At 39.9% G+C, this 24,912-nt stretch carries 26 protein-coding genes, 2 riboswitches and 1 other annotated feature; of the genes, 16 read left to right on the forward strand and 10 right to left on the reverse strand.

The window, feature by feature from the left end; genetic code table 11:
- Window positions 1-23: 23 nt before the first annotated feature.
- The 4 genes from NSQ64_RS03755 (at window position 24) to guaA (ending at window position 6,117) form a co-directional block, all read left to right on the forward strand.
- Window positions 24-986 (forward strand): AAA family ATPase, encoded by a 963-nt coding sequence (locus NSQ64_RS03755; protein WP_017366721.1) that lies wholly within the window; start codon window positions 24-26, stop codon window positions 984-986.
- A complete protein-coding gene (locus tag NSQ64_RS03760; protein ID WP_341015128.1) occupies window positions 983-2,173 on the forward strand; it encodes a DUF58 domain-containing protein in 1,191 nt (396 codons plus the stop codon). Before NSQ64_RS03755 ends, NSQ64_RS03760 begins: the two co-directional genes overlap by 4 nt.
- Window positions 2,174-2,182: 9 nt before the next feature.
- Window positions 2,183-4,390 (forward strand): transglutaminase TgpA family protein, encoded by a 2,208-nt coding sequence (locus NSQ64_RS03765; protein WP_341015130.1) that lies wholly within the window; start codon window positions 2,183-2,185, stop codon window positions 4,388-4,390.
- A 185-nt stretch (window positions 4,391-4,575) separates the two neighbouring features.
- Window positions 4,576-6,117 (forward strand): glutamine-hydrolyzing GMP synthase, encoded by a 1,542-nt coding sequence (gene guaA / locus NSQ64_RS03770; RefSeq protein WP_017366723.1) that lies wholly within the window; start codon window positions 4,576-4,578, stop codon window positions 6,115-6,117.
- A gap of 79 nt (window positions 6,118-6,196) precedes the next feature.
- Here the strand turns inward: guaA and NSQ64_RS03775 are convergent, their stop codons facing one another.
- From NSQ64_RS03775 to NSQ64_RS03785, 3 genes are all read right to left on the reverse strand, one after another.
- The gene (locus NSQ64_RS03775; RefSeq protein WP_217967486.1) at window positions 6,197-6,682 is read right to left on the reverse strand and encodes a YbaK/EbsC family protein; all 486 of its coding nucleotides are present in this window, start codon (window positions 6,680-6,682) and stop codon (window positions 6,197-6,199) included.
- A gap of 88 nt (window positions 6,683-6,770) precedes the next feature.
- Window positions 6,771-7,829, reverse strand: a complete 1,059-nt coding sequence (locus NSQ64_RS03780) for an AraC family transcriptional regulator (protein WP_341015133.1) — start codon at window positions 7,827-7,829, stop codon at window positions 6,771-6,773.
- Window positions 7,830-9,491, reverse strand: coding sequence for a 2-isopropylmalate synthase (locus tag NSQ64_RS03785; RefSeq protein ID WP_341015135.1), 1,662 nt, complete (start codon window positions 9,489-9,491; stop codon window positions 7,830-7,832).
- A 55-nt stretch (window positions 9,492-9,546) separates the two neighbouring features.
- Window positions 9,547-9,811 (reverse strand) — a binding site (T-box leader).
- Window positions 9,812-10,220: 409 nt separating this feature from the next.
- On the opposite strand from NSQ64_RS03785, the gene NSQ64_RS03790 reads away from it, so the two are divergent.
- Window positions 10,221-11,093 (forward strand): AraC family transcriptional regulator, encoded by an 873-nt coding sequence (locus NSQ64_RS03790; protein ID WP_256689055.1) that lies wholly within the window; start codon window positions 10,221-10,223, stop codon window positions 11,091-11,093.
- A 13-nt stretch (window positions 11,094-11,106) separates the two neighbouring features.
- On the forward strand, window positions 11,107-11,679 hold the full coding sequence (locus NSQ64_RS03795; protein ID WP_160758074.1) for a GNAT family N-acetyltransferase: 573 nt from the start codon (window positions 11,107-11,109) through the stop codon (window positions 11,677-11,679).
- 118 nt (window positions 11,680-11,797) lie between these two features.
- On the opposite strand, the gene NSQ64_RS03800 is transcribed toward NSQ64_RS03795, so the two are convergent.
- From NSQ64_RS03800 to NSQ64_RS03820, 5 genes are all read right to left on the reverse strand, one after another.
- Window positions 11,798-12,685, reverse strand: a complete 888-nt coding sequence (locus tag NSQ64_RS03800; protein WP_341015139.1) for a hypothetical protein — start codon at window positions 12,683-12,685, stop codon at window positions 11,798-11,800.
- Window positions 12,686-12,704: 19 nt separating this feature from the next.
- Window positions 12,705-13,433 carry a CPBP family intramembrane glutamic endopeptidase gene (locus NSQ64_RS03805; protein WP_341015141.1) on the reverse strand — a complete coding sequence of 243 codons (729 nt, stop codon included), beginning with the start codon at window positions 13,431-13,433 and terminating at the stop codon, window positions 12,705-12,707.
- Between the two features lie 95 nt (window positions 13,434-13,528).
- Window positions 13,529-13,939, reverse strand: a complete 411-nt coding sequence (locus NSQ64_RS03810; RefSeq protein WP_046526935.1) for a hypothetical protein — start codon at window positions 13,937-13,939, stop codon at window positions 13,529-13,531.
- Window positions 13,940-13,944: 5 nt separating this feature from the next.
- Window positions 13,945-14,397, reverse strand: a complete 453-nt coding sequence (locus NSQ64_RS03815) for a LytTR family DNA-binding domain-containing protein (RefSeq protein ID WP_019743765.1) — start codon at window positions 14,395-14,397, stop codon at window positions 13,945-13,947.
- Between the two features lie 15 nt (window positions 14,398-14,412).
- Entirely contained in the window at window positions 14,413-14,988 is a 576-nt protein-coding gene (locus NSQ64_RS03820; RefSeq protein ID WP_341015144.1) for a GNAT family N-acetyltransferase, read from the reverse strand.
- A gap of 138 nt (window positions 14,989-15,126) precedes the next feature.
- Here NSQ64_RS03820 and NSQ64_RS03825 point away from each other — a divergent pair, with 138 nt between their 5' ends.
- Window positions 15,127-15,696, forward strand: a complete 570-nt coding sequence (locus tag NSQ64_RS03825; protein WP_243824948.1) for a hypothetical protein — start codon at window positions 15,127-15,129, stop codon at window positions 15,694-15,696.
- Window positions 15,697-15,740: 44 nt separating this feature from the next.
- Here the strand turns inward: NSQ64_RS03825 and NSQ64_RS03830 are convergent, their stop codons facing one another.
- Window positions 15,741-15,914 (reverse strand): hypothetical protein, encoded by a 174-nt coding sequence (locus NSQ64_RS03830; RefSeq protein WP_008344319.1) that lies wholly within the window; start codon window positions 15,912-15,914, stop codon window positions 15,741-15,743.
- 179 nt (window positions 15,915-16,093) lie between these two features.
- On the opposite strand from NSQ64_RS03830, the gene NSQ64_RS03835 reads away from it, so the two are divergent.
- Window positions 16,094-16,639: a sigma-70 family RNA polymerase sigma factor gene (locus NSQ64_RS03835; RefSeq protein WP_341015147.1), complete on the forward strand. Its 546-nt coding sequence runs from the start codon at window positions 16,094-16,096 to the stop codon at window positions 16,637-16,639.
- Complete coding sequence (locus tag NSQ64_RS03840; RefSeq protein WP_341015148.1) at window positions 16,608-18,056, forward strand: DUF4179 domain-containing protein; 1,449 nt, start codon at window positions 16,608-16,610, stop codon at window positions 18,054-18,056. The genes NSQ64_RS03835 and NSQ64_RS03840 overlap by 32 nt, the downstream gene beginning before the upstream one ends.
- A gap of 18 nt (window positions 18,057-18,074) precedes the next feature.
- Here the strand turns inward: NSQ64_RS03840 and NSQ64_RS03845 are convergent, their stop codons facing one another.
- Window positions 18,075-19,262 carry an MFS transporter gene (locus tag NSQ64_RS03845; protein ID WP_341015150.1) on the reverse strand — a complete coding sequence of 396 codons (1,188 nt, stop codon included), beginning with the start codon at window positions 19,260-19,262 and terminating at the stop codon, window positions 18,075-18,077.
- 100 nt (window positions 19,263-19,362) lie between these two features.
- Between NSQ64_RS03845 and NSQ64_RS03850 the strand changes: the two genes are divergently transcribed.
- The 7 genes from NSQ64_RS03850 (at window position 19,363) to NSQ64_RS03880 (ending at window position 24,651) form a co-directional block, all read left to right on the forward strand.
- Window positions 19,363-20,241 carry a LysR family transcriptional regulator gene (locus tag NSQ64_RS03850; protein WP_341015153.1) on the forward strand — a complete coding sequence of 293 codons (879 nt, stop codon included), beginning with the start codon at window positions 19,363-19,365 and terminating at the stop codon, window positions 20,239-20,241.
- A gap of 126 nt (window positions 20,242-20,367) precedes the next feature.
- Window positions 20,368-20,469, forward strand: a riboswitch (purine riboswitch).
- 145 nt (window positions 20,470-20,614) lie between these two features.
- Entirely contained in the window at window positions 20,615-21,940 is a 1,326-nt protein-coding gene (locus NSQ64_RS03855; protein WP_035703624.1) for an NCS2 family permease, read from the forward strand.
- A gap of 206 nt (window positions 21,941-22,146) precedes the next feature.
- Window positions 22,147-22,308, forward strand: a complete 162-nt coding sequence (locus NSQ64_RS03860) for a hypothetical protein (RefSeq protein ID WP_008344307.1) — start codon at window positions 22,147-22,149, stop codon at window positions 22,306-22,308.
- A gap of 18 nt (window positions 22,309-22,326) precedes the next feature.
- Window positions 22,327-22,509, forward strand: a complete 183-nt coding sequence (locus tag NSQ64_RS03865) for a YezD family protein (RefSeq protein WP_008344304.1) — start codon at window positions 22,327-22,329, stop codon at window positions 22,507-22,509.
- A gap of 217 nt (window positions 22,510-22,726) precedes the next feature.
- Window positions 22,727-23,524: a hypothetical protein gene (locus NSQ64_RS03870; RefSeq protein WP_138278174.1), complete on the forward strand. Its 798-nt coding sequence runs from the start codon at window positions 22,727-22,729 to the stop codon at window positions 23,522-23,524.
- A 375-nt stretch (window positions 23,525-23,899) separates the two neighbouring features.
- Window positions 23,900-24,454, forward strand: coding sequence for a DUF2179 domain-containing protein (locus NSQ64_RS03875; RefSeq protein WP_008344300.1), 555 nt, complete (start codon window positions 23,900-23,902; stop codon window positions 24,452-24,454).
- Window positions 24,451-24,651, forward strand: a complete 201-nt coding sequence (locus tag NSQ64_RS03880) for an NETI motif-containing protein (protein WP_017359825.1) — start codon at window positions 24,451-24,453, stop codon at window positions 24,649-24,651. Before NSQ64_RS03875 ends, NSQ64_RS03880 begins: the two co-directional genes overlap by 4 nt.
- Window positions 24,652-24,730: 79 nt before the next feature.
- Window positions 24,731-24,832: riboswitch (purine riboswitch) on the forward strand.
- Window positions 24,833-24,912: the final 80 nt, after the last annotated feature.

The following is a 24,912-nucleotide window of genomic DNA, read 5'->3' on the forward strand; positions in this document are numbered from 1 at the left end:
GGAAACGTGATAGGAGGATCAGGATGGCATTTGATGAACCGATGCATTCAGATTTACAAAAAATCGTAGATAACATCAATAAAGTGATGGTGGGGAAAAAAGATATTGCGATATTAAGCCTTGTTGCGATTTTGGCGAAGGGGCATGTGCTATTAGAGGATGTGCCTGGCGTTGGGAAGACCATGATGGTTCGTGCTCTTGCAAAATCCATTGGGTGTGAGTTTAAGCGAATCCAATTTACGCCTGACCTTTTGCCTTCAGATGTAACAGGTGTGTCGATTTATAATAAAAAGACAAACGAGTTTGAATTTAGACAAGGACCGATTATGGGGCAGATTATTTTGGCTGATGAAATCAACCGAACCTCTCCTAAAACACAATCAGCCCTTCTTGAAGCGATGGAAGAAGGCAGTGTCACAGTGGACGGAGAAACGATGCCGCTGGCAGATCCTTTCTTTGTGATGGCTACGCAAAATCCAGTGGAGTATGAGGGAACCTATCCACTTCCAGAGGCGCAAATGGACCGTTTCTTGTTCAAGCTGCAGATGGGGTATCCAACCATGCTGGAGGAGCTTGAGGTGCTGAATTTGCAGGAGAAACAATCGCCAATTGACACGCTTCAGGCAGTCATGACAAAAGATCATATCCATGCTTTGCAGCAAGCGGTTCAGACCGTACATGTGGATGCATCGATTAAAGAATATATTGTCGAAATCGCCCAAGCGACGCGAAATCATCCGTCTGTCTATTTAGGCGTGAGCCCAAGGGGTTCAATTGCATTAATGAAAGCGGCTCAGGCGTATGCGCTGTTGAACAGGCGGGATTATGTGATTCCTGATGATGTACAGTATTTGGCGCCTTACACATTGCCGCATCGTATGATTTTGACATCAGAAGCAACATATGAAGGGAAGAAGGCGGAGACACTGCTGCGACAGATGATTGAGCATATTGGCGTACCAGTTCAAAAGTCGATGACTCAATGAAGTCACGTAATCGTTTAGCTTTTTCACTATGGTTACGGGTGATGATGCTCGTCATTCTCACGGCAGCAGCCTTTTGCTATGCCATGTTTCAGGGCGGTTTTGTGAGCTGGTTCCTTTTTTATGCATTTTCACCATATGCTTTGTATGCTTTGTTGTTTGCCCTTGTACCACTTCGTGCAACAGCCAAAAGGACATTACAGCATACCCGGTTAAAGGCAGGGGATGTGCTGTCTGTGGACCTTGAAATCAAGCGGACGAATTTATTTCCGTACGTGTACGTCATACTTGAGGATGACCCGCCGGATACCTTCCATTTACAGGAACAGATTGAAATGAAGCGAATGATCTTTCCATGGTTTCGGAAAACGTGGCGTTTTTCGTATCAATTCAATGACATCGTGCGGGGAGAGCATCAATTGACGGCGGTTAGAATCAAAACGGGTGATATGTTTGGGTTTGTTGAAAAAGAAGTGATTCTTCCACTAGAGAAAACATTGCTTGTGTATCCGAAAATATTGGATATTCCGGTTGAATCTGCTGCATCGGTGAATGAAAATGGAGGCAAAGCATTGCACTCTTGGTTAAATGAACCGACAAATGTGACAACAGGTGTGCGTGAATACCAGCAAGGAGACCGTTTCGCTTGGGTGGACTGGAAGACAACAGCTAGAAGAGGTCAGCTTATGACGAAGGAGTTTGAACAGAATCAGACAAAGGATCTGGTGGTGTTTGCTGATTTTACAGATGAAGCCGCTTTTGAAACGATTGTGTCTATGGCCGCATCGGTTCTGCAAACGGCTGTGAAAAAAGGGGTGCCGGTAGGCCTTGTCCCGCTTGGGGATCAGCACTTATTTCGAGTGGATCAAGGAGAGAGGCATTTACAGGACATGCTCTACTATTTAACAAAGGTGCAGTATCAGCCTTCTCGTGCACCTGATTATCAATCATTAACAGCGAGTGAGCACCAACAGACAGGAAAGTATGTGGTGACAGGTCATCTGCAAGAAGAGCTTGCTGCCATTTTACTTGGGAATCGAAACAGAAAGAACATCACTGTTCTTTTAGTGAAGAGAGCCGTTGATCGATTGACGGCAAAAGAAAAACAGCTTGTGGACCGGCTTAAAGCTTCTGGGATACACACGACCCTTTTATTTGAGGACCGGCTGCACGAAAGAACTGTGAGGTGACAAACATTTATGCTGCATATGCATCAGCGGCAAAGCCGTTTTGAGTTGTTCATCTATTATGCTGTCGCATTTCTGCTGCTTTGGGAGTGGCTTCGTCCGCTTCAAGATTTTACAGAGACGAGTCATACGTCTTATTTCATCATTTTTATAGGGCTTACGTGTTTGTTTACGTTCTTTCGATTGAAGTGGTATGTGACGTTTCCTATTTGTGCTGGATTGATCTTGCTCGCATTATATTTGATCTTTTATCAATCTGAGCCAAGTTATCTGCCAGCGCTGTTTGCTGATATTAAAGATAATATTTCTTTGATGAGCATGGGCATGTGGAGTGACATGTATCCGTCTTTCCGCACATTGTTGTTTTATATTTTGCTTTGGCTACTTGTTTATTTGCTTCATTATTGGGTTGTGTATCAGCAGCGTATCTTTTTCTTTTTACTGATGACGATTGTATATGTCACGATTCTTGATACGTTTACACCTTATGATGCGACTTTTGCGATCGTTCGAATTATGGTATTTGGCTTTTGTTTGCTTGGCCTGCTCTATTTCGACCGGCTTCGTTTGGCTGAAGGTGTGCGGGTGTCACAGAAAGCTCGTCTCAATTGGTTCTTACCCATGCTGGCACTTGTTCTTGTATCAGCATCACTCGGTGCTTCTTTGCCAAAATCTGATCCGAAATGGCCTGACCCTGTCCCGTTTTTTAAAGCGGTCACGAATCAAGATGGTTCTGCCGGGCAGAATAAGGTGGGATATAGTGCGGATGATTCGTCGCTTGGGGGACCGTTTAGTGAGGACCGTACACCGGTATTTAAATGGAGCGGAAAAGAGCCGTCTTATTTTCGTGTAGAAACAAAAAGTATTTACACGGGGAAAGGCTGGGAGGATGCTTCAAATGATACGAAACCTACTCGGTTAAAAGGGAATGAAGTGCCGAACCAGTGGTTTACCAATCGCGTGAAAACAGAGGAGCATGAAACGAGAGTCGATATGGAATCAAATTATCGATTTAATCATGCTGTTTATCCGATTGGTACGGTTATGCTGACGCCAATGGAAAACATTCCACTGCAAATGATGGGCAAAACGGAGAAAATTGTCCCGTCCACTCAAAACCCGCCTAAAAATTTAGGGAACTATCGAGTCAGCTTCTTATCACCTACATTTATCCTAGAGGACTTGCAGCGGATCAAAGTACCGACCAAGCAGCAAGTGAACCAGCAGGTCGGACGTGAATACTTGCAGCTCCCATCCTCGCTGCCAGAGCGTGTGAAAACATTGGCGAACAGCTTAACGGAAACGAAGGATAATATGTATGATAAAGCAAAAGCGATTGAGGATTATTTAGGATCTGCGAAGTTTTCATATGAAACCCAAAATGTCGCTGTGCCTGGGCGTAACGAAGACTATGTGGATCAGTTCTTATTTGACACAATGATTGGCTATTGTGATAACTTTTCAACCTCGATGATTGTCATGCTTCGCTCGATTGGAATTCCGGCGAGATGGGTGAAAGGGTACACGTCAGGTCAATTATATGAAACACAGATGGATGGAAACAATGTGTATGAAGTGACCAATAACAATGCGCATTCATGGGTAGAGGTGTATTTTCCAAACCGTGGCTGGGTGACTTTTGAACCGACAAAAGGGTTCACGAACCCAGAGACATTTACGAATGAAACCACGGCTAACAACGACCAAACAGATGATCAACAGGATGAAAAAGATCAGCCCGCATCTGATCAACAAGAAAACGAGCAGACACAACAGCCGCAGCAACAAGAACCAGAACAGGCGGCAAAACAAGAGGAACAAGCAGCTAAAGCGAAGCCAAGTATGGTTCATGTTGGTTCAATCTTGGGCTACGCAGCAGGTGTGATTGTCTTTCTTGGATTTATAGGCTGGATGCTTTACCGGTTCAGAGCAAGATGGCTGCCAATCTTTATTGTGAGAAAGGTAAAACGTCTGCCAGATGAGGAAGCTTTTTTCTACGCATATGCTGCTCTATTAAAACAGCTAAGGCGCAGAGGGATCGAGAAAAAGCCAGGCATGACGCTAAGAGAATTTGCTTCTTTGATCGATGACAAGGAAGGGAATCATCACATGTCTGAGCTAACGCAGTTCTATGAGCGGGCGCTCTATCGACAAGAAGATGCGTCGGCGCTTTGGCGGCAGTCGGTGAAGTTATGGGAAAATTTAATAAACAGGAGATAGTCTTGACCCCGTACCTTCCTGTTGTTAGAATAGGTGAATATTAAAACCTTCTAAAATACATGAAATTGAAGCGTTCGGATGTGAGTCTGGGCGCTTCAAAAGCGTGATTTACACTGAGAGCAGGTTTTCTCCTCTCATTTTTTCTGTGCGTTTATAAAAACTATATTGGACATAGAGGTGACACCATGACAAATTTAGTAAATGAAATGATTTTGGTTCTCGATTTCGGTAGTCAGTACAATCAGCTGATCACTCGCCGTATTCGTGAATTTGGTGTGTACAGTGAGCTTCATCCGCACACTTTAACTGCTGAAGAAATTAAAGAAATGGCGCCGAAAGGAATCATCCTTTCTGGTGGACCAAACAGTGTATATGATGAAGGATCTTTCCGTTGTGACGAAAAGATTTTTGATCTAGGCATTCCAGTTCTAGGCATTTGCTACGGCATGCAGCTGATGACTCACTATTTAGGTGGGAAAGTAGAAGCGGCTAGCCAGCGTGAATATGGAAAAGCAGACATCCATATTAACGGAACACCTGCTTTATTCAAAGACCTTCCAACGGATCAAGTCGTTTGGATGAGCCATGGTGACCTTGTCGTTGAAGTACCAGAAGGCTTTACAGTTGATGCAACAAGTGCACATTGTCCAAACTCAGCGATGAGCTTAGCTGAGAAGAATTTCTATGGCGTTCAGTTCCACCCAGAGGTACGTCACTCTGAGTACGGAAATGATCTATTGAAGAACTTTGTCTTCGGCGTATGTGAGTGCGATGGCAAATGGTCAATGGAGAACTTCATTGAAATCGAAATGCAGAAAATCCGTGAAACAGTAGGCGACAAACAAGTATTGTGCGCACTAAGCGGCGGTGTAGATTCATCTGTTGTGGCTGTATTGATCCACAAAGCCATCGGCGATCAGCTGACATGTATTTTCGTTGACCACGGTCTTCTTCGCAAAGGCGAAGCAGAAGGGGTAATGAAAACATTTAGCGAAGGTTTCAACATGAACGTGATTAAAGTAGATGCGAAAGATCGCTTCTTAAACAAGCTAAAAGGTGTGTCTGATCCTGAGCAAAAACGTAAAATCATCGGTAACGAATTCATATATGTATTCGATGACGAATCGGACAAGCTAAAAGGAATCGACTACTTAGCACAAGGAACTCTTTACACTGACATCATTGAGAGCGGAACAGCAACGGCACAAACAATCAAATCTCACCACAACGTTGGCGGTCTTCCAGAAGACATGCAGTTTGAATTGATTGAGCCACTCAATACGCTATTCAAGGATGAAGTTCGTGCTCTAGGGTCAGAGCTAGGTATTCCAGACGACATCGTATGGAGACAGCCATTCCCAGGTCCAGGACTAGGAATCCGTGTACTAGGTGAAATTTCTGAAGAAAAACTAGAAATCGTCCGTGAATCGGATGCGATTCTACGCGAAGAAATTGCCAACTTCGGCCTTGAGCGCGACATCTGGCAATACTTCACAGTCCTCCCAGACATCCGCAGCGTAGGTGTCATGGGTGACGCAAGAACATACGATTACACAATCGGTATCCGTGCTGTTACGTCTATTGACGGTATGACGAGTGACTGGGCAAGAATCCCTTGGGATGTACTTGAAAAGATCTCGACTCGTATCGTGAATGAAGTGAAGCATGTGAACCGCGTGGTGTATGATATTACGAGTAAGCCGCCTGCTACGATCGAGTGGGAATAGTTATAATAGAGCTAGAAACCTTTGTGTATCAAGGATTTCTAGCTCTTTTTTATGTTTAATTGCACTTTTTCCTTCCATTTTATTGTGTGAATTCATCATTCCATCCCTTACACACATCAATCCATTGTGTATAACCGGAGTGTTTTTCTAGTTGTTTGATTGTGAGTTCAATAGCACTGTTACTGCTGCCGCAGGCTGGATAGACTGTCTCAAAACGTTTGAGTGACATATCTAAATAAACAGAAACGCCATTCTTTATAGCAAAAGGACATACTCCGCCAATTTCATGACCGACCAAGTCAACGACCTCTTGAGGAGGCAGCATTTTCGCTTTTGTTTTAAAATATTCTTTGAATTTTTTGTTATCAATTTTTGCATCGCCAGAGGTCACAACTAAAATAGCTTGTCCATTTACTAGAAAGGAGAGTGTTTTTGCGATTCTTTCAGGTTCGCAGCCCAATGCAGAAGCAGCCAAGTCTACGGTTGCACTAGATACTGAAAATTCCTGAATTCGAGTATCCATCTCATATTGTCTAAAATAATCTTTTACTTGCTTGATTGACATGATGATGTCTCCTTTTTATTCGTATTGATTTGACATTTTCTTGATTTTGAAATTTTACTTTAAAGATAAGTGTCATACATTCTGCTCATTATGTTCTATTATTTAAACGATATTGATGTGGTGTTAGATGGTACTTTTTCTTAAATAAACGAATGAAATGCTCTACATTTTGATAACCAACGGCTCCCGAAATATGATCCACTTGTAAATTACTACCGGTTAGCATTTCGCAGGCTTTTTCCAATCTTATTTCTTGTCGAATCTCACGAAATGATTTGCCGAGTTTACGAGCTATATATTTAGACAGGTAAGATTGTGAAAGGTTAAATTCCTCTGTCATCTCCTGAATTGTTATATGCTCACAACATTGCTGAATATATTGAAGCATTTGAATCATACGTATATCACTATATTGTTTGACCTGAATGACGTTCATATGACTTGGTTTGAATCTTAATAAGAGACATAATAATATCTCAAACAAATTATTCATAATCAACTGGTAACCAGGAAATCGATTGTGATTTTCTGTGAAAAGTTGAAGAGAGCAGTCTAGCAAATTTTTATCCAAGTGACTATGGAAAATAAGAATATGTTTATTTTCTTTTATATACAATGCATTCAAAAAGAACTCTGAAATGACATGATTGCCTTTTAACATTTTAAAAAACACTTTTTGAAAAGTACTTTTACGGATCATGATTTGGATTGCGATTGTATTCTCCATTACAATTGGCTTGTGTATTGTGTCAGGTGGAATAAAGGCAATATCTCCTGATTTTAAAACGATTTTTTTATCTTCCACTTCTACATACATCTCATTTTCCAGAACATAGATCATCTCAAAGAAATCATGGATAGCCGACAATTGAGGCATAAAACGGCTATACTTTCTCACTTCGATATCTTTCTCCTGACCTAACCACATGCTATCCTCTTTTTCAAATTCGTTTTGCCCTTTTAGCAAAAATTCTTCTATATATATTTGCTTTTGCATGAAATTGTTTTGATCATAATCCTTCAAAAATAATTGCAATGATTGTTTGTCATGCTTTTTCTGTTGGTATTGTTGATAAAAGATTTCTTGTTCGTTATATTCTCTTAAATATTGCATCGCTTCATGTTTTTCAAGTGTATCTGTTTCCATCTACATCCAAACCTCTAGTTTATTTACTGCAACCACCAGGGCCTTCACTGTTGCTTCAATAATATCTTTATCAATTCCAGCACCCCAATGCATTTTTCCTTGATTTGAAATACCAATCTGTGCACAGGCTTTTGCTTGAGAATCGTTGCCCAAAGAATTCTGTTCATAGACTTCCAAATCATACTCGAGATGAAAATGTGCTTTTAACGCATTACTGATTGCATCTAAACTTCCAGTGCCAGTTCCTTGTATGTCTATTTGCTGATGATCTCTCAGCAAAGTTAGGGTGACTTCTTGCTTCTCTCCTTTATGAAATTGATAATCAAGCAGCTGGAAATGAGGGTGAAAATCAACATACTGTTCTTCAAAAACATGATATATTTCTTCGACAGACAATTCCCTATTTGTCTGATCAGATACTTTCTTCGCTGCATATCCCATGGCTTCATTCATTTGATAAGGAAGTTGAATGCCATAATTTGTTTCTAGGATATAGCCTATGCCGCCTTTTCCAGACTGGCTATTGATTCGAATTACATCCGTTTGATAATTCCTCCCCAAGTCAACTGGATCAACTGGGATATACGGAACGTCCCATTTATCAACATGATGTTCCTTTCTATATTTCATACCTTTAGATATCGCATCTTGATGCGAACCAGAGAATGCGGTGAAAACCATCTCCCCAGAATAGGGCTGCCGCTCATGAACAGTGATTTTTGTTAGTTTTTCATATTTTTTACGAATCGCTTCTAAGTTATTGAAATTCAATTTTGGATCATAACCTTGTGAATACATATTCATCGCCAAGGTAATCAAGTCTACGTTCCCTGTACGTTCACCGATACCAAATAATGTCCCTTCGACTCTTTCTGCGCCAGCTAGCACACCAAATTCTGCATCACTCACCCCAGAGCCACGGCCATTATGAGGATGAACAGATAATGTCACACTGTCTCGGTAAGACAGATTTTTGTGTATATACTCAATCTGACTTGCAAAGATATGAGGCATTGAATATTCAACTGTTGTCGGAATATTGATGATCGCTTTGTGATGTGGTGTCGGTTTCCAAATATCTAAAACACTATTACAAATATCTAACGCATAATCCACTTCTGTTCCTGGAAAGCTTTCAGGACTATATTGAAAATAAATATCACTTTCTGTTTTTTCGGCCAGTTCTTTTACTAAAATAGCGCCATCAATGGCAATTTGTTTAATTTCATCTTTTGTTTTCTTAAATACTTGTCTGCGCTGCGCTTCTGAAGTCGAATTATATAAATGAACAATCGCTTTCGGTACCCCCTTAATTGCTTCGAAGGTTCGGCGGATAATATGCTCTCTTGCTTGTGTGATCACCATAATCGTGACATCGTCTGGAATCATATGACGATCAATCAGTGTCCGTAATAGCTTAAACTCCGTATCATTAGCAGCTGGAAATGCGATTTCAATTTCTTTAAAACCTATCTCTACTAGTAGCTGAAACATGTCCAATTTCTCTTCTAAGTTCATAGGAATAGGTAATGCTTGATTTCCATCCCGTAAGTCCACACTGCACCATATCGGAGCACGTTCTAATGTTTCTTTTTTCACCCAATCATAAGTAAGGTTCGGTGGCAAAAAGTATTTCTTTTCGTATTTTTTGTGGTTAAACATCATCGATTCCTCCTAGTAAATAGAATAAAAAAAGTCCTTCATCTCCAATATTTTCATTGGAGACGAAAGACTTCTTCTTACGCGGTACCACCCCTGTTTCATGATAACTTTACATTATCATGCGCTTATTCGGATACAGATTGTTTGATCTGATATCCTTCCCGTATAACGGCGGGGTGCCGACCTTAACTACATCAATCATTTTCATTTCACTAAGGCTACTCTAAGGTGAGTTCCCTACCTTTATGTTATTGCTTCTCATCAACCAGCAACTTTCTGAAAACATTTCGGCAAGTATTATTCCTTATCATCGCATTCTCATTTTTCTGATTTTTTCTATTATACCAAGATGACAAAAAAGTGATAGTGGTAGGGATGTCTTTTTTAATTGATTTTTTTTGTCCTATGGGTGTCTTGTCTTCATTTTACTTCTGTTTTAATGGTGAAAGTGAATTCTAGAATAACTAGCGTGTTTTGCTAGAATTTGAAGCGGTAATTCATCTTTCAGATGTTAATGGTCTTTGAACCGTTTTCTCATTCTTGATAGGACAACCGAGCACATCTTTACCTTACGAGTTTAGTATAACGGAAATCATTTTTAAGAAACTTGACTTTTTGTGCTATGGAAATTGAATGATTATTTTGTGGAAGGTTATTTAAAAATAGCACAAATGATCAAAAAATAAGAGGAGGAAAGTAATAAAATAAAAGGTAGAGGAGGGAGAAACAATGGATTACTATAAGAGAATACAGCTTTCGATTGAGTTTATTGAGGAGAATCTTCAAAACAATATAAGTATAAAGGATATTTCCTCGAAATCCTGCTTTTCAGCGTTTCATTTTCAGCGACTGTTTCAAGCCATTACAGGATTTTCTGTGCAAGAGTACATCAGAAATAGAAGGCTCTCTGAAGCTGCTAGGTTACTGAAAGAAACAAATCAGAATATTTTACACATAGCGATTGCGTTCCAGTATGGTTCTCAAGAAGCGTTTGCCCGTGCTTTTTTACAATTCTTTGGGGTGACACCAGGCAGGTTTCGAAAAGAGGAAATGGTGTTAAAGAAACAAAACAAAATGGATTTTTTAGCGTATCAATCTAAGTTAGACAGTGAATTCAATATGAATAAACCTGTCATGACTCAATTAAACAAATTTTATATTATTGGTTACGAGTATCAAACGAATCTTCAAAGTGAGGAATATTTCACGGACATTCCTTTGTTTTATATGGATTTTGGAAAAAAGGAGTATTATCAACAGATTCCAAAGAGAAAAGCACCTCATATGGCTTATGGTGTATCTACTTCTTTTCATGATGATGGCCGTTTTTCGTTTGTGGTAGGGGAAGAAGTGGAGGAATCCGATATAGATTTAAATGAAGGGTTTGTAAAAATAGTGATTCCTGAGGGGAGATATGCAGAATTTAAAGTGAGTGGCTCTCATGAAATGGTGCAAAACACTAGAAGGTATATCTATGGTAGCTGGCTTCCAAATTCTAATTATGAAAGAACGAGCGGACCAGATTTTGAAATAACAGATGTCCTACATTCAAATGGTCCGAACGATATCAAAATGAAAATCTATATTCCTATCGAGGAATAAGGGGGATTAAGAGATGAAAATAGAAAGTCTTTTTGGCACTTTTCCTGTAGTTGCGTCAAAGAATCTATTATTAAAAAAGGTGGAAGAACGTCATTTGCCAGAGTTGTTTTCAATTTACGACAATGACACAGTCTTTCAGTATTGTGGGATCATTCCCAAACATAATCTCCAAACGGTAAAAAAAATGATTGGACATTTTGAACGAGATTATACGAAGAAAAGCAGAGTGAAATGGGGAATCTGTCAAAAGGATAATCCTCATACGCTAGTTGGTATCATCGAAATAATGGACATCAATCAAAAAGTGAATGCGGTGACGATTGGCTATTTCTTTGCAGAGGAACATTGGGGAAAAGGCATCGCAACAGAAGCTGTCTCTACACTAGTGAAATTTCTGTTTGAAGAGATTGATATCAATAGAATTCAAGCGGAAGTCATGCCAGCAAATGAGGTATCAAAAAAAGTCCTGTCGAAAAATGGTTTTATCAAAGAAGGACTGCTTAGACAAGCTGTTTTATGGTCTGGCAAAGGAGTTGTTGATGTAGAAATATACAGCATGCTGAAAGTGGATTACATGAGTGAATAAGCTTGATAACATGATGCTGATATAGCGTTTAAGATATCAGCTTTTTATGATCTCATTTTTCTTTTATCGGAACCCTTTTAGAAAATAAAAAAGCGAACACTGAGCTCGCTCATTATGGTTAATTCAATTCGTTGGAAAATCGAATTTGTCTATCTTTTAGTTCATCATAGAATGTGAAGTGTTGTAACTTCAATTCTTCACAGACTTTTTTGATCATCCATTTGCCTCGTTCTTCGATTCTGAGATTTACTTTATGTAGGAACTCACTTAATTCTTGTTCATTTTGAGGTTTTAATTGATTGTAATTTCCTATACCTGCAAAATGACCTTCCCAAAATTCACTCACTGTCCATTCCTCATCATTGTTCACATAAGGTTGAAGGAAATATCGTTCGACGAACTGTTTCCAACAGCCTAATGGTTGAAAGAATTCAAATAGTGAATACATCGTAACATCCCAATAATCTTGAGAAAATAAATAGCGTCCTGAATTCATCCAATGTGGTAATACGGTGAAATTCCCAATGCTGTGAGTGGAAGTAGCGAATTTTTTAAACTCCTCCATTCTGTCAGCAATCCAATCGAATTTATTGAAATTATTGGAAAATAATTTTGCATATTGCTTTGTAAGGGATTTATCTATTAATATTCCGATCTTTTCAAATTCCTCAACGGAATACGATGATTTCAAAATACTATGGTTAAAAGTTGTGATAAATGAATTCATTGTTTCTCCACGGATCACTTTACCTGTACCCCATAGAGCATTATAAATGCGAAAAGGTTCTTTATCGCAATCAGCTTTACTACCGGTTTTCCCTGTATTGTTAGAGATTCCAACTTCTTTTAGTTTGCCAATCTTATACTCTAACAAAAGTCTGATAGGGGACGTGTTTTTTGATATCGGCTCTTTGATATAGCTTTGTTTAAAATCCCATTCCAAAGGCTTGATTTCAAGTTCTTCACACTTTTCAAACCAGCCTTCTATCCATGTGTTCTCTTTCATTTCTTTCCTCCTCTTTTTATTATCTATTGAACCCTTTTTTTATTTTTAATCTTCTCCACAATACCAACGCAAGAACAAACAAAATGACACATTGAATCGAAAGTAAAAGCATTTGCATTGCCATAGGCGTTTGCCCATTTGTCATTTGATCCACGATATTATGAACAGCATGCCATAAGATCACCCATTGCAAGCTGTTCGTGAGTGCAACGATTTCGGCTGCGACGAATCCAAATAAAAAGGCGAATAAGATTTGTGCCACTGTTAATGTGATGCTTTTTCCGCTTAGCAGATTCGCAGCATGACCAAGTCCGAATAGTACGGCGGAGCCCCATATGGCAGTGCGCAAGTTGATTTGTTTTAAATATTGAAATAGAATGCCTCGAAAGATTCCTTCTTCAAAAAGACCGACACACACCATGAAGAAACAAAGTGCCAGAAAGGAAGAAACAGTTAAATCCTTGTTGAATCCAGCAATAAATGGAACGGCCTCGATGATAAGGATCGGAAATATCCACATACCAAGAGACCCTTTTCGAAAACCTATTTCTTTCAAGTGAAAACGACTTTTTTGAATAATGAATAGAAGTAAAAGACATCCAGCTAGCATGGCGCAGCCATTGATGAGATAGATGGTCATCGGGTCGGTTACTTCTTTGATGGATAAATAGACACCTGCACTTGTTGGAATGATTAAAGAAAAGAGCAGTAGAAGTACTGATTTTCGAATGATTGTGATTGGTTTCATGTGTTGATTCCTCCTCTAACGTCAGAGTAGTGGAATCATGCAGAAGTCACAATGAAATCTTCCTAACATGTCAATTTTTAGCCCTAAGATGCGCTTTAAGATGTTGTTCGTTTCTTTCGCTGCTGTAAAAGATCGTTGATTTCCTCAGCGGTTGCTTGATCTTTTTTATACAATAGGTATTTGATCACAAAGAATAAAGCCATGACCACAAGGAAATTCACGATAAACGAAAGGGGGCTGATTTCACCGCTGACGATGATGATGGTGGTCATAATCATACACATCACAAGGACGATATATAGAATTTGTTGAAAAAGAATCCGTTTATGACTGTACGTTTGTTTTGGGTATAGCAAGAAGGTCAGGGCGCTTGAAAAAAAGGAACTGAACATGATGGCTTGTAAAATATAGATGGGCATCGTTCCAAACGTGAAACAGTAAATCAATACAAGTGCAGTAAAGATCATACAAAATGTGATCAAAAGATTTGTGATATAACGTTTCATCCTGTTCACTTCCTCCGTAATCCAAGCTTCTCTTTTAATGCTTGGATATAAAAACGTGAAATCATTACTTTTTCTTTATTTGTAAGGCTTGCTTCAAAACGGCCACTCGTTTTAGGAGAAATAGCGGCAATAGAATCTATATTCAGAATCATCGATTTTGAAATCCTGACATAATCGTGCGCTTCAAGCTGTTTTTCAAGTTCAAATAACTTTTCCTTTAAGAGAAACACTCCATCTGACGTATACAAGAACGATCTTTTATCAACGCTTTCTATATATAAAATGTCGTGATAATAGACCTTTTTCACTCTTTCTTTCGTTGGTTCTTGTGCTAAGAAATAGGGGGCTGACTGCTCCACTTGCTGGACAAGTTTTTCAATCGCCGGATTCAGCTCATAAATGTGAAAAGAAACATATTCTGATTGCGGCTTTTGGATGAAATGAATATCCGTTTTCATTTGTTTCTCCTCTGTTTAATAGGATTTTTCGTAATCTCTCTTCAAAATCGAATACATATACACATCATCGAATTCCTTCTGACCCATTTCATACTCTCTTAATAAACCCTCTTGTACAAAATGTATCTTCTCCAATAATTGAACAGAAGACGTATTTGCTGGATCAATGATCGCTTCAATCCGATTCAAGTTCATCTCCTGAAATCCATACCGCAACACCGCAGTAATCGCTTCCTTCATGATGCCTTTTCTCCAATGATCATGGTGTAATTCATAGCCAATTTCCGTACGGCGGTGCTGTTTTTCTAGATTGAGAAAGCCGCAGCTGCCGATGATGGCTGGATTTTCTTTTAGAGAAATGCCCCAGCGGATGCCTGTTTGTTCTTTGAAGATATTGTCATACCATTTGATTTCCCCTTTTGTGTCCTCGATGGTTTCATGTGCATCAATGCCCATGTAGCGGCACACGGTTTCATTTGATAAGTAGAGGTGCATATCCTCAGCGTCTTTGATCGTTGCTTGTTTTAAGATTAGTCTTTCGGTATGAATTGTTGGAAATGATTGTGGAAATATCAGTTTATGTCTAGTCATATGTATCTCCTATAGTTTATTTTATTTAAATTATACCTGTATTGGTACAATTTGTGGAATGCTCTGATATAATATGAATTTATCATTGGGGTAATCATTTACATTCGAATTTTACTAAAGAAAAAGAGGATAAAAGAAATGGGCATTTTTCTGATCATGATTTGTATCATGATGATCACCGTATCTTTAATGATTTATTTATTTAAAAAGGGAGCCTTTCGTTCTAAGGTGTTAGTGATAATAGGTTCTGTTTTAGGTGGAGCCATACTAGTTGTCTGGATAGCAATGTTTTTTAATTTTCACTCTATCACTTTAACAGATGAATCGATAGGTCATTTTAAGATCGGTCAAACATTTAAGGGAGATCAACAGTTTGTTGAGAATTCTCAATTCTCTCATCAAAAACAGACGGTCTACATGGAAAAAGAAAATGAAGATTTTGTCGTATCAGTTGATCAACATCATCGAGTAACATCTATTTACAATCAGTCAACTCAAAAAAGTTTTCAAACATCTAAGGGTGTTACAATTGGGGCAGATTATTCATCTGTGATACAAATGTATGGAAATCAATTCAAGCAGCTTTGGTTTGTCGAAGGGTATAGCAAAGGTATACAATACCAAGATCAATCAAATGGCATCATTTTGGAGTTCTTTTTCAATGACGAGACACTAGCACTCATTGAACTTCGCAGTAAGCGGGAGTGAAATAGTAGAAAGTAAAAACGAGCATTCTATTGAAGTGCTCGTCTTTATGTTGTTTTTTCATAACATGCCTTACAATAAAAAACCCCTTCATTTCTTAGCCAAGCCTTTACTTCTGTCATTCCTCGTCTCTTTGGATAGACCAGCTTAACGTACACTTCTTCGTTACCTTCTATTTTCTTTTGGCAGCTAGCACAAGCAGGTTCTTCAAATAGAAACAATCAATATCCTCCTTTTTGTAGATATTTCTTCCATTATATCAAAAGTTCAATACGATCTTTGCGGCCTATTCTTCACTTTCTCTATTTTTGTCCGACATATGCTAAGTAAAAGAAATTTCTGTTTGTTGAAACCGTTTGAGAGAAAGCTTGCTCTAACAGGTGTAGGAGGTGTGAATGAGATGAAGCAAGTGCGTCTAATTAAAAAAGCACAAAAAGGGAATGTCCCGGCATTTGAGACATTAATGCTGATGTATCAAGAGCGTTTATATAAAACGGCTTTTCTCTACACAAGAAATAAAGAGGATTCGTTAGATGCTGTTCAAGAGACGGTCATTAAAGCATTTAAACATTTATCTGGATTAAAAGAACCGGCTTATTTTTCTACATGGCTGACTAGGATCTTGATTCATACGATTTTTGCGATGAAGAAGAAGCAGCAAGATGTTGTTCCGTTTGAACAGCATCATGAGAGCGTTGAGCGGCATGATTTTTTGGAAGACAAGCTGGATTTAAAAAATGCACTAGATGTATTAGATGAGCAATATCAGCTCGTGATTCAGCTATTTTATTTTCAAGATTATTCGATTTCAATGATTTCTGAACAGATGGCTGTGCCCGAAGGAACGGTCAAAACTCATTTGTATCGAGCAAGAAAGTTATTAAAGCAAACATTGGAGAAGGAGGAGAGTGTCGATGGAACAAAAGGAAATGAAAAAGCTTTATGAAGAGATTGATGTACCAAAGGTTGAATTGACCTCTGCGGTTCGCCAAGCAATGGGAGGTGTGAAAGCGGAAAAGAAAAGACGTTGGTTCACATGGAATTGGAGAACGCCAATATATTCTGCCATCGTACTAATCCTTCTTTATTTTTCATCCGGCTTCCTTTTTCCTTCTCTTAATACAGCGATGGCTCGAGTGCCGTTTGTTGGACAGTTATATATGATGTTTCACGATAAAGTAGGAATGTCTCTTTTTCAGAGTGAGTTGGTGAAGCATGTCAATGAGGGGGCTGAATCAAGAGGGGTTACTGTGAAAGTGAACAGTGTGTACTATGATGCCGGGCGGCTTGTTTATACGTTTACTGTGGAGAACTTGAATACAAAGGAAGATTCTGTACCATTCATAGTCAACAACTTCGATCATAAAAATGACACTTTCCAACCGAGTTACGACAATCAGGGATTGAAAAAAATGAAAGATGGCCGATATGTTGGGCAGACGGAAGTCTATACAAATGGACAGACGATCAAACAAGGTCAGCAAGTGCCACTTGTCATTTCGAAGATTGGGGATATTGTAGGGAATTGGCGCTTCAAATTACCTGTTGTTAAGCAAAAAACCACCTTATTAGTGGGACAAAAAGACGTGTCTATTTTAAACGGCCGTTATCAAATAAGAAATGTAAAGGTAGAAAATGGAGTGAATGGCTCTGCAATTCAATATGCCATTGATTACAATGGTTTTGCCAAAGATGATAAAGTCAGTATAGATGGAATGAAGGATAATTTAGGGAATGAGTATCAGCTTGAGATTGGAACCGTTTTAAGAAAAAAGCAGATGTCTTCTGATAAAACTAGAAAAGATCATTTAACGATTTTGAATCAGCCGATCAATCCGAAGGCGACTGAGTTGACATTTGACACATATGTGAATATCGAACGAGAAGCAAGCAAAATCATTCCTCTTCAGACAAAGCTGCCTGTTCAGTTCAAAACAAAACACCATGGCATCGGAATCAAAATCATTAAGATAGAGCAAAAAGACCGTTCTGTGAATGTTGATTATCAATTTACTGGAGTAGATCAAAAAGAATTAGATCAGGATGTGATGGAGAATATAGGTGAATTCATTGGATTAGGCGATGTTGAAAAGATGAAATCATGGCCCGATCCACAAGCAGACTATGAAAGCGGATATTACTTGAAGGGGAACCATGCGAAGGTGACGAATTTAAAGACAGCTTCCATGCAATCCACCTTTGAATTTGATGATAAGAATTTAGAGACTTTATCATTAAACCATTTTTCTTTTAAAGAATATGGGCTTTATCTTGATTTGACTGAACTGAACATGTTGGCACCACAGAAGGCGATAACGGTAACCATTCCAGTCAAAAAAGAAACATCAAAAGCTAGTCGATAAATAAGAGAGCGAACATGATTATACATGTTCGCTTTTTGTCTGTTGTTCCGCCAGTCGATGACGGTTGAACGAATACCTGATCAACATCAACGCAGCAAAACTAGCTATCCCACCAATCCAACTTAAATTCGTTACATTTGTATATTGAATAATTAGACCGCCCATTGACGAGCCGAGCATCATGCCGATATTCATAATCGCTGTATTAAAGCTCAGCACAGTTTCTGATGTTTCGGGTTTTAGGGAGATGAGATAAAATTGCTTCGCTGGTGTTGTCGTCCACGTGGCGGTGCCCCAAATGGCGAGCGTGATGAAGACGCCAACTACAGAAAATTGTGTAAAAGATAATGCAAAGAGCATGAGCATCTGAACCGTGATGCTGATTGAAATGGTTCGGTTTGGTCCCCATTGATCGACGGCGTATCCGCCAAAGCGTGATCCGATAAAAGCAGAAATCCCTAAGACGAGCAAGGCAATGCTTGTCATTTCGAGCGTAAATCCGGATGTCTGTCGCAATAATGGCGAAATGTAGGCAAATACCATTGTGTAACCTAAAATCCAAAAGGCTGTCGTGGCTAAGCCGCTTAACACCCTGCGGTCTTGAAGAATTTGCATTTGCTGCTTAAATGGCACATGGGAATGTCCCTCCATAGGCGGTAATAATCGATACAGAAGAAACAAGAGAAAAGCGGTTCCTATTGCAATGATGAGAAAAATGGCATGCCAATCTACATATCCTGCTAAAAATGTTCCAATCGGTACACCGAGTACTAGTGAAACTGTAAATCCAGTGATCACCATGGCCATCGCACTCCCCTTTTTTTCTGGCGGGGCGAGCTGCGCTGCATAATTTGTTGCGAGTACAATATATAAGCCGCCACTCATGGCCATGATGACCCGAGAGAGCATGAGCAGCATAAAGTGATGGCTAAAAAAGGCAAGCACATTCCCTGCTATAAACATGGAAATCGCCGATAAAAGAACCTTTTTTCGATTCAATTTCGATGTGGCCATGACTAAAAAGAGGGCACCCACGGCATAAAAAAGAGAATAGATGGTGATAAGCTGTCCCGCAACCGGGATGGAGATGCGCAGATCGTCAGAAATGATGTCCAGTATGCCTGATACGACGAATTCTGAAGTGCCTGTGACGAAAGAACCGACGGCTAAAAGAAATATGAGCAATGGATAAGATGTACTTTTCATTTTGAACCCTTCCTTTATGTTGAAACGTTGTATTCATTTTAAATTCCGTGCTAACATAAGTAAAATTGATGTTTTTCATGAAAGGGATGAGTGAATACTCATGAGCTTTGTTCGATTCGAGACGATGGCTAAGGTGGTCGAGCTAGGCAGTTTTACCGCTGCAGCTGAAGCATTAAATATGACACAGTCTGCCGTGAGTCATGCGGTGGCAAGTTTAGAGACGGAGTGGGGCGTGTCTTTATTCGTACGTGACCGAAAAAAGGGCATTACGCTGACAGACACCGGCGAAACCCTTCTCCCGCATATAAGAGAAGTGCTAAATCGAGTAGAGAAAATTCAGCAGGAAATTGCGCTCACCAAAAATATTGAATCTGGCTTGATTCGGATTGGAACATTTGCCAGTGCATCCGCTTGTTTATTGCCAAAACTGCTTGTGAGCTATCAGAAAAAGCATCCAAAGATTGAATTTAAATTCTATGAGGGGACATATGAAGAAATATTGGAGTGGCTCGATTCTGGCATTATTGATGTTGGGTTTGTTGTAAAAGGTAAAGCGGATGAAACGTTTGATCTATTGCCACTTATGAAAGATAAAATGGTAGTCGCCTATCACGAAAATCATCGTTTTAAGCAGCATCCAATTGTAGACATGGAAGAATTAGCGGACGAACCGTTTATTATGCCAACTGGCATGTATCAGTCCCATGTAGAGGATATTTTTTCAGAGGCGCAAATCAAGCCGTCTATTTTATTTGAAGTGCATGATTGTACGACCATTGCCCGCATGGTTGGGGAAGGACTTGGTGTGACGATAGGTCCTGAGTTATTCCTAAAAACGCAGCAACTTGTGCAGATCAGTCATCTGAATGTATCGCATCATCGTGAGGTGGCGCTTGCCTGTCCATCGCTCACGCAAGCTTCTCCTGCTGTGAAGGCATTTTTCGATGTAGCAGAAACGGCTTTTGCCAGAATTCAGTGATGGGTGTATAAAGAACTAGATGTGATTTTCCAAATTCGTGTAATAAGACGAATGAAGCGGACATTTCTTTGAAAAATGTTCGCTTTTTGTATTGTGTTTTAAAAATGAAGTTGGTACAATAGACACAGAAATCAAATAGATAGAAGTCGTATAATGGCGGGGATATGGCCCGCAAGTTTCTACCAAGCTACCGTAAATGGCTTGACTACGTCAATTCACACTCGTTTGATATAAATCATGCATTGTTCTTGTTTGATGTCACGGTCTGAATTCACATTGTAGTCAAGCGTCCCAAAAACTGTTGGGGCGTTTTTTATTTGACTTGTGAATGGGACAGACTAAAGCAAAAGGACATGAAGGGAGTCAGTTGGCTTTGAAACAGTTTTTTCAGTTTGATGAGTTAGGTACGAATTATCGCAGAGAGATTATCGGCGGTTTAACGACATTTTTGTCGATGGCTTACATCTTGTTTGTCAATCCGATCACACTTGCTTTAGTAGCAGTACCGGATTTTCCAGATAAATTACGAATTGATCAGGGGGCTGTCTTTACAGCTACAGCGTTAGCTTCTGCGGCAGGTTGTTTCCTGATGGGATTGATCGCCAGGTACCCGATTGCGATTGCACCAGGTATGGGGCTGAATGCGTTCTTCGCTTTCTCAGTTGTTCTTGGTATGGGAATCTCATGGCAGGCAGCACTTTCCGGTGTGTTTGTTTCAGGATTGATTTTCGTTGCCCTTTCTTTAACAGGTTTCCGTGAAAAAATCATCAATGCTATTCCGAGTGAGCTGAAGCTGGCTGTTGGTGCAGGGATTGGTTTGTTCATTACATTTGTAGGTCTTCAAGGCTCCGGTATTATTGCCAATAACGATAATACGCTCGTTTCGATTGGAAACATTCATAGTGGTCCTGTATTGTTGACGGTATTTGGAATCGTTGTGACTGTCATTTTAATGGTTCTTCGTGTGAATGCAGGTGTCTTCATTGGGATGCTTGTGACAGCTATTGCTGGGATGATCCTTGGTCTTGTGCCAGTTCCATCTCAAATTGTAGATAGCATTCCAAGCTTGTCTCCAACTTTTGGTCAAGCCTTGATTCACTTGCCAGACATCTTCTCCATTCAAATGCTTGTGGTTATTTTAACGTTCCTATTCGTTGGATTCTTTGATACAGCTGGTACACTTGTGGCTGTGGCAACGCAGGCTGGTTTAATGAAAAATAATGAGCTGCCGCGTGCAGGAAAAGCGCTTCTGGCGGATTCTTCTTCTATCGTCGTCGGTTCTGTTCTTGGTACATCAACGACGACGTCTTATGTTGAATCTAGTTCAGGTGTTGCTGCGGGTGCCCGCTCTGGTTTTGCAGCTGTCGTGACAGGTATTTTCTTCTTACTTGCGATGTTCTTCTCGCCGCTTTTATCTGTCGTGACACCGAATGTAACGGCACCTGCTTTAATCATTGTCGGTGCACTGATGGTTGCACCTCTTGCGAAGATCGCATGGGATCGTTTTGAAATTGCGGTACCGGCCTTCTTAACCATGATTATGATGCCACTCACATATAGTATTGCAACAGGGATTGCGATTGGTTTCATTTTCTACCCGATCACCATGATCTTTAAAGGAAAAGCAAAAGAAGTGCATCCAATTATGTACGGACTGTTTGTCATCTTTATTCTATATTTTGCTTTCTTAAATCATTAATGGTTTGTCTGAAACAGCAGCTCATGGAGGCTGCTGTTTTTTGTAGGGAAATTTTAAAAACATAGTTGACTTATAGGAATTATGTGTTTATGATAAAAAGACATAATTCGCTGATTGGATCACCAAAGGCGCTTTGATTTCCTTTTTTCTATAGAAGGGTTCAGAGTGCCTTTTTTCTTGCATTCATTATAACGGGAGGGGATGACTTGTCACGCTGGCTTAGGCAGGTGATTGAGCGGAAAAAGCAGGTATTGATTGAGCAGCTCCTTTTATGGGGGCATGAAGAAAAACATGAAGCGCTCATGCATTATACGATTCATGAGCTGGAAAATGAGGTTCTCTATTTAAAAGAGCGAAAGCAAAATTAGTGGGATGGGGGATGAGCGATGGATGAACAAAAGCTGAATTTTATTTTATCTGCCTTAAAAGGGATTGAATACGGGTCGGTGGTGATCACCATTCATAATGGACAAATTACACAAGTCGATACGACAGAAAAGACTCGTTTCCCCGCACACCAAGAGAATCTTCGGATTCAGAAAGCAAAGCAGGGGCGCTATCGTTCATGAAAAGTTATGAAAGATGATGAAAAGCTGATCCACTCATCAGCTTTTTTGTTTTGTCTTATTTTCTCTCCATTTAAAACCTCTTCATTCTTTTATCCGTCTATTCGTATGAACGTCAAGGAATCTTGACTGAATAGAGAGACTCCGCTACTTTAATAGGAGTCATCCGGACAGGTCACCTGAGCCTGTGCGGATTGTCTGAGATAGGAGTTGATATGGGATGTTAGAGAAAGATCAAGAGCAGGTCACATCTGAAACGAAAAACGAAAACGAAGAGCCATCAATAGATCGAGAAACGAGGCAGTCCCGCCTCAGCCGCAGTGCTGCAAAACGAGGAAGAACGGCTAAGCCAGCTGATGAAGAGCGTTCAGCCATTCAGCGCATTGCAAGAAGTGTAGGAGGTGCGTTTAAGCGCTATGGCTCATATGGGCTCGCAATGTTAAAATCACCGAGCCGTGCGATCCATCAAGCGGACACTTTACGCATGAAGTACGCCTGGATTTCAATTGTGTTATTCAGTGTGTTTTTTGCTTTAGGCAACTACGTTCAATTAAAGGCGTCAAAGACCCGTTTATTAGGTTTTGGTATTCATTATTCTTTTGGTGACGCCTTTTTGAAGGTAGCGGTCTTTACACTCATTTTGTTAACACTGATGATGCTGACGGTTTGGGTGCTCGGTAAGTACATGCTGAAAGGGAACATATCGCTGAAAGAAGTGATCATGAAGTTCGGTGCCGTGCTTGTGCCGGTTTTGGTTTTATCTATCCTTTGGCTTGTATTTGCCATGCTGAATATTCCATATGTAACGGTGATTTTATCCGTGATGATGTTTTTTGGTCTTCAGCTGATTGCCATTGTGCTCTTCCGCTCCATTCAATCAGAGCAAGAAGCTGTGCGGGGAGACTTGATGTATGCTGGCTGGGTCTTTTTGTTGATTGAGCTCGTCATCATTGCCCTTTTATGGGGCATTGTCGGAGAGTATTTGATCCCATCACTTGTTCCAGTTCGGTTTGGATAATAACACGTTTCAGCGTGTAGACAAATCTTTGCAATGCGTCAGTCCTGCGTGACGGTGCTCACGAAAGTGAAATTCGCTTCGCACCGGTACTCGTCCTTCTTAGAATTCAAAAGTTTCTATCACGCTGAAAAGAAGACAAAGGGTTAAAATAAAGTATATTTTAGCCCTTTATCAACCATCTAAAGCCTCCTTTTGAAAAAGGAGGTTTTTCATGTTGAGAAGAGGAAAAAACGGGTAAACTCTTGGTAACAAAGACCACCCCTTGTTGTCGAAAGATATATGTGTTTTTCTCGCGCAAATTTGATTGTATCAAGGTTTGTTCTCTAGTAGAATATGGGGTGCTTTATTTGATTTTTAGTGCAGGGGGTTCGAATCGTGCTTCAACAACTTTTATCCAATGCGTTCACCATGGTTTTGATTATTTTAGTGATTAACATTGTTTATGTCTCTTTTTCCACTATGCGTTTAATTTTAACAATGAAAGGCAGAAGGTATGCAGCCGCTTTTGCTGGTACTGTCGAGATGCTGATTTATGTCATTGGTTTGAGTATCGTATTAGATAACTTAGATCAAGTACAAAATGTCATTGCGTATGCGCTAGGTTATGGAATTGGAATCATTGTCGGGATGAAAATTGAAGAGAAGCTGGCACTTGGCTACATTACTGTGAACGTGATTACAAAAGAAATCGATCTAGATCTCCCAAAACAATTGAGAGAAAAAGGATATGGCGTCACCAACTGGGTAGTAGGAGGTCTTGAAGGAGACCGGTCAGCGATGCAAATTTTAACACCGAGAAAATATGAACTGCAATTATATGAAACGATTAAAACGCTTGATTCAAAGGCGTTTATCATTTCGTATGAGCCCAAAACGATTCATGGCGGCTTCTGGGTGAAGGCTGTGAAGAAAAGGAGAATTAAAGAATGACCGCAAAACCAAAGAAAAAGAAATTCTACGTGGAAGACAACATGACGATTGAACAAGTGTTGTCCCAGATGGCAGAGGAAGGCTACTCACCTGTCCGACGAATGGAGGAGCCCATCTTTCAGGAAAAGAAGGAAAATGGGTCGATTCAGATCATTCCGATTGGGAAAAAAATCGTATTTGAGGGAAAAATACTCTAAATCCGAACATTAAAACGACGACTTCATAGATTGTTCGATAAATCCGTTGACATCATGAACATCCGTTGTTAAGATAAACATGAAATCAAAACACGAGCCTCATATAATCTTGGGAATATGGCCCATAAGTTTCTACCCAGTTACCGTAAATGACTGGACTATGCAGGATAGTGAACAAAACTGACATGGCGTTTTAAAAGCGAACAGCGCTTACCATGGCCCGGTTTGTGTTGCTTCCTAACAATGCAATACAAACCGGGC

It is taken from the genome of Bacillus sp. FSL W8-0183, assembly GCF_038006825.1.
Classification (GTDB): domain Bacteria; phylum Bacillota; class Bacilli; order Bacillales; family Bacillaceae; genus Bacillus; species Bacillus altitudinis.

Coding starts and splice junctions, on each gene's coding strand:
- NSQ64_RS03805 (WP_341015141.1), bottom strand. CDS start 13,433: ATGAAACCAATCACAATCATTCGAAAATCAGTACTTCTACTGCTCTTT.
- NSQ64_RS03795 (WP_160758074.1), top strand. CDS start 11,107: ATGAAAATAGAAAGTCTTTTTGGCACTTTTCCTGTAGTTGCGTCAAAG.
- NSQ64_RS03850 (WP_341015153.1), top strand. CDS start 19,363: ATGAGCTTTGTTCGATTCGAGACGATGGCTAAGGTGGTCGAGCTAGGC.
- guaA (WP_017366723.1), top strand. CDS start 4,576: ATGACAAATTTAGTAAATGAAATGATTTTGGTTCTCGATTTCGGTAGT.
- NSQ64_RS03765 (WP_341015130.1), top strand. CDS start 2,183: ATGCTGCATATGCATCAGCGGCAAAGCCGTTTTGAGTTGTTCATCTAT.
- NSQ64_RS03815 (WP_019743765.1), bottom strand. CDS start 14,397: ATGAAAACGGATATTCATTTCATCCAAAAGCCGCAATCAGAATATGTT.
- NSQ64_RS03835 (WP_341015147.1), top strand. CDS start 16,094: ATGAAGCAAGTGCGTCTAATTAAAAAAGCACAAAAAGGGAATGTCCCG.
- NSQ64_RS03755 (WP_017366721.1), top strand. CDS start 24: ATGGCATTTGATGAACCGATGCATTCAGATTTACAAAAAATCGTAGAT.
- NSQ64_RS03865 (WP_008344304.1), top strand. CDS start 22,327: ATGGATGAACAAAAGCTGAATTTTATTTTATCTGCCTTAAAAGGGATT.
- NSQ64_RS03845 (WP_341015150.1), bottom strand. CDS start 19,262: ATGAAAAGTACATCTTATCCATTGCTCATATTTCTTTTAGCCGTCGGT.
- NSQ64_RS03820 (WP_341015144.1), bottom strand. CDS start 14,988: ATGACTAGACATAAACTGATATTTCCACAATCATTTCCAACAATTCAT.
- NSQ64_RS03775 (WP_217967486.1), bottom strand. CDS start 6,682: ATGTCAATCAAGCAAGTAAAAGATTATTTTAGACAATATGAGATGGAT.
- NSQ64_RS03840 (WP_341015148.1), top strand. CDS start 16,608: ATGGAACAAAAGGAAATGAAAAAGCTTTATGAAGAGATTGATGTACCA.
- NSQ64_RS03880 (WP_017359825.1), top strand. CDS start 24,451: ATGACCGCAAAACCAAAGAAAAAGAAATTCTACGTGGAAGACAACATG.
- NSQ64_RS03870 (WP_138278174.1), top strand. CDS start 22,727: ATGTTAGAGAAAGATCAAGAGCAGGTCACATCTGAAACGAAAAACGAA.
- NSQ64_RS03780 (WP_341015133.1), bottom strand. CDS start 7,829: ATGGAAACAGATACACTTGAAAAACATGAAGCGATGCAATATTTAAGA.
- NSQ64_RS03810 (WP_046526935.1), bottom strand. CDS start 13,939: ATGAAACGTTATATCACAAATCTTTTGATCACATTTTGTATGATCTTT.
- NSQ64_RS03800 (WP_341015139.1), bottom strand. CDS start 12,685: ATGAAAGAGAACACATGGATAGAAGGCTGGTTTGAAAAGTGTGAAGAA.
- NSQ64_RS03760 (WP_341015128.1), top strand. CDS start 983: ATGAAGTCACGTAATCGTTTAGCTTTTTCACTATGGTTACGGGTGATG.
- NSQ64_RS03790 (WP_256689055.1), top strand. CDS start 10,221: ATGGATTACTATAAGAGAATACAGCTTTCGATTGAGTTTATTGAGGAG.
- NSQ64_RS03825 (WP_243824948.1), top strand. CDS start 15,127: ATGGGCATTTTTCTGATCATGATTTGTATCATGATGATCACCGTATCT.
- NSQ64_RS03785 (WP_341015135.1), bottom strand. CDS start 9,491: ATGTTTAACCACAAAAAATACGAAAAGAAATACTTTTTGCCACCGAAC.